This window comes from Gemmatimonas sp. (assembly GCF_044345575.1).
Lineage (GTDB): Bacteria > Gemmatimonadota > Gemmatimonadetes > Gemmatimonadales > Gemmatimonadaceae > Gemmatimonas.
On the sequence record NZ_JBIJAW010000307.1, the window covers coordinates 1 to 3,808 of the forward strand.

4 protein-coding genes are annotated in these 3,808 nt (G+C 65.7%); 2 read left to right on the plus strand and 2 right to left on the minus strand.

Annotated features, from left to right (window positions below; all coding sequences use genetic code 11):
- On the plus strand, positions 1–894 hold an 894-nt coding region (locus tag ACIQ6O_RS14150; protein ID WP_396208428.1), incomplete at its 5' end, for a serine hydrolase.
- A gap of 20 nt (positions 895–914) precedes the next feature.
- On the opposite strand, the gene ACIQ6O_RS14155 is transcribed toward ACIQ6O_RS14150, so the two are convergent.
- Both ACIQ6O_RS14155 and glgC read right to left on the minus strand, forming a co-directional pair.
- A complete protein-coding gene (locus ACIQ6O_RS14155; RefSeq protein WP_396208429.1) occupies positions 915–1,364 on the minus strand; it encodes a hypothetical protein in 450 nt (149 codons plus the stop codon).
- A gap of 11 nt (positions 1,365–1,375) precedes the next feature.
- Positions 1,376–2,638 carry a glucose-1-phosphate adenylyltransferase gene (glgC, locus tag ACIQ6O_RS14160; RefSeq protein WP_396208430.1) on the minus strand — a complete coding sequence of 421 codons (1,263 nt, stop codon included), beginning with the start codon at positions 2,636–2,638 and terminating at the stop codon, positions 1,376–1,378.
- A 94-nt stretch (positions 2,639–2,732) separates the two neighbouring features.
- Here glgC and ACIQ6O_RS14165 point away from each other — a divergent pair.
- A partial coding sequence (locus tag ACIQ6O_RS14165; protein WP_396208431.1) for a glycogen synthase occupies positions 2,733–3,808 on the plus strand: 1,076 nt, incomplete at its 3' end.

Sequence of the window (3,808 nt, forward strand, 5' to 3'; positions counted from 1 at the left end):
GTGCTCGGCGCCACGCTCTCGACTGCTTGCGGCCTCACCGCCCAGACCGCCACGCCCGCGACGGCGGTGGCGCCCGTGACCGCCCCGCTGTCGCAGCTCAGGCGCACGCTCGACAGCATCGCCGACGCGCATCGCGGCGTGGTGGGCTACAGCATCACCAATCTCGAGACCAACGAGCATCTCGAGCGCCGCGGCGACGAGCCGTTCTCCACGGCCTCGCTCATCAAGGTGCCGGTGCTGGTGGCGCTCTTCGACCTCGCCGAGCAGAAACAGTTGACGCTCGACGATCCGCTCGTGCTCACTGACATCGACAAGGTGGGCGGTGCCGGACAGCTGCAGTTCCTGCGCACGCCGATGACCATGCGGCTCTGGGATGCGGCGTGGCTCATGAGCACGTTGAGCGACAACACGGCCACCAACCTGCTGCTCGACCGCATCAAGATCCGCCGGGTGTGGCAGAAGATGGAAGCGCTCGGGCTCCCGCGCACGAAGGTGCATTCGGGGAGCATGACGCGCATCGCGAGTGTGGCGCCGGACAGTTCGGCCAAGTACGGCCTCGGGGTGACGACGCCCAACGAAATGGCGCAGCTGTTCACGCTCATGGCGCAGGGAAAGGCCGTGAGCGCCAAGGCCGACAGCACGATGCTGTGGATCCTCGAGCACAACGAGGACGACAGCAAGCTCATGCGGTTCAACTACGGCGTGCGCGCGGCGCACAAGACCGGGGATGTGGACCGGTCACGCACCGATTGCGGGGTGCTGTATCTGCCGGCGCGGGTCGTGGCGTGTGTGCTCACGAGGGACAACGTGGACACGCGCTACTGGACCGACTCGGAAGGCAACGCCGTGATCGCGCAGATCGGTCGCGCCATCACGGCGCACTGGAAGCGCTGAACCCGCGCCAGTCTGTCCGGTTACTCCGGCGCGGGTTGCATGGGGCTCTCCTGCGGTACCACCTGCGAATACATCTGGCTTTGTCCCAGTGATCCGTTGGCGGTCTGCACGACGTCGAGACGCGCGACGATCCCTGAGCCCATTTGCACGGCGGGACTGTACCAGGTGTAGCGACCGCCCACCGAGCGCACCTGCACCACGAGCATGTTACCCGGCTGCAGCTCACTCATGGGCACCTTGAGCGTCGCACTCGCATTGCCGGTGACGGTCCCCAGCCGTCGGCCCGCGGTCTGTCCCGATCGTACCGCGTACACGTTCACGTCGTAGAACCCGCGGTTGTTCGCGAGGAGCAGCACGGTCTGTTGTGAGGTCCCGGCCGCACTCTTGCTGAAGCAGCCGCTTGCCCCCACGACGGTCCCGGCCAGCAGCAGCAGTGCGGTGCGACGCGACGACTCGCGGAGGTTCGGCATGAGCGGAGCGGTCAGGGAGTGAGGCGGTCGATCATCGGTTGGGTGATGAGCACCGTGCCCTTCTCGGTACGACGGAAACGCTGGGCGTCGAGCGACGGATCCTCGCCGACGACGAGGCCGGCAGGAATACGTACCCCACGATCCACCACGACGTTCGTCAGCCGGGCGCCCCGGCCCACGTCGACATCCGGTTGCAGCACGGCTCCGTCGAGGTGGGCGTAGGAATGCACCCGCACGTTGGTGAACAGGAGTGAGCGGAAGATGCCGGCACCGGACACGATGCAGCCGCCCGAAACCAGCGAGTCGAGCGCAAACCCGCGCCGCCCCTCCTCGGCGTGCACGAACTTTGCCGGCGGCGTGATTTCGGCATACGTCCAGATCGGCCACTCGTGGTCGTACATGTCGAGCCCCGGGAGCACCGACGTGAGGTCGATGTTGGCTTCCCAGTACGCATCGATGGTGCCCGCATCGCGCCAGTAGGCCTCCGACTCGCGGGTCGCCTTCACGCACGAATTGCTGAAGCGGTGCGCCACCGCCTTACCGTGCTGCACCACATACGGGATGAGATCCTTGCCGAAGTCGTGCGACGAGGTGGCATCGTGCGCGTCGCGGCGCAGCAGCTCCGCCAGAAAGCTCGTCTTGAACACGTAGATGCCCATGCTCGCCAGCGCCATGTCGGGATGCCCCGGAATGGCTGGCGGGTCGTTGGGCTTCTCGAGGAAGTGGACGATGCGGTCGTGTTCATCCACGTGCATCACCCCGAATCCCGTGGCCTCCATGCGCGGCACTTCCAGCACGCCGACCGTGACGTCGGCATTCTGGTTCACATGCTGCTGCAGCATGTGCTCGTAGTCCATCTTGTAGATATGGTCACCAGCGAGGATGACCATATACTCGGGGTGATACGCCTCGATGATGTCGAGGTTCTGGTACACGGCATCGGCCGTCCCCTCATACCACTGCGTTTCGCTCACGCGCTGCGAGGCCGGCAGAATATCGAAGCTCTCGTTGCGCTCCGGCCGCAGGAAGTTCCAGCCACGCTGCAGATGACGGATGAGACTGTGCGCCTTGTACTGCGTGGCGACCCCGATGCGGCGGATCCCCGAGTTGATGGCATTGGAGAGGGCGAAGTCGATGATGCGCGTCTTGCCCCCGAAGTACACTGCCGGTTTGGCGCGCCGGTCGGTGAGCTCGTAGAGCCTCGACCCGCGCCCGCCTGCGAGTACGTAGGCCATGGCACTGCGGGCGAGCGTTCCTCGGGTCGACGCCGTCATGCGGGATCCTTCTCCAGCGAAGGGAAGCATTGAATTCGAAAAAGCGGCCTGTGCGAAGTTTTGCGTCAGGTGCACGCCTCGCGTAAGGTAGGGTATGAACGTTCTCTTCGTGGCCGCCGAAGTGGCCCCCTATGTGAAGACGGGTGGCCTGGCTGACGTGGCCGGTTCGCTCCCGGCTGCCCTGCGCGCCGCGGGACACGACGTGCGGGTGATCATGCCGCGGTATCGTGCTTTGCGTGACCAGCAGATGCCCATGACCGGCCCCATCGGCGCCTCGTTCCTCCCGGTGGGTGTCCGGGCCGAAGAGCAGCGCATCTGGCGCGGGATCGACGACGAGTTCCTGTATTTCCTCGACATCCCCGCCGCGTTCGAGCGCGCGGCCATTTATGGCGAGCCCGACGATGCGCGCCGCTTCATCCTCTTTGCGCGCGGCGTCATGGACGCCATGCAGCACCTGCGCGAGGTGGATGGTTGGCAGCCTGATGTGGTGCATGGCCACGACTGGCACGCCGCGCTGGTCATCAACTACCTCAAAAGCTACTACGCCTACACCTTCGGGCACATCGCGACGGTGTTCACGATCCACAACCTCGCCTATCAGGGGCAGGTGCATCCCGACGTGGCGCAGCTGGCGGGGCTCCACGAGGGCGGATTGGTGGAGAACGGCATGGGCGTTGGCCTCGCGAATTCGTTCAACTTCATGGCGCGCGGCATCCTGTTCGCCGATGTGGTGACCACCGTGAGCCCCACCTATGCCCGGGAGATTCTCGGCAACGAATACGGTGAGCGGCTCGATGGCCTGCTGCGGAGCCGGCAGGATCGCGTCACGGGCATTCTCAACGGCATCGATACGACCGTCTTCGACCCGCACACCGATCGGCACCTCGCGGCGCCGTATCGCGCGGGCGATGTCACGGGCAAAACCGCGTGCAAGGCGGCGCTGCAGCAGGCACTCGGTCTCGAGGTGAACCCGGCGCGTCCGCTGCTGGGTATCGTGTCGCGCCTCGTGGAGCAGAAGGGGCTCGAGCTGTTGCACGGCGTCATGCCGTGGCTGCTGCGCGAAACCGACGCGCAGGTGGTGATTCTGGGATCGGGGCAGACATACCTGCAGGAGGCGTTCCTGCGCCGAGCCGAACAGCACGCGGGGCGCGTGGCCGTAGGCATCGGGTT

Bases quoted from the DNA above. Each gene is read 5' to 3' on its own strand.
- ACIQ6O_RS14155 (WP_396208429.1), bottom strand. From the start codon at position 1,364: ATGCCGAACCTCCGCGAGTCGTCGCGTCGCACCGCACTGCTGCTGCTG.
- glgC (WP_396208430.1), bottom strand. From the start codon at position 2,638: ATGACGGCGTCGACCCGAGGAACGCTCGCCCGCAGTGCCATGGCCTAC.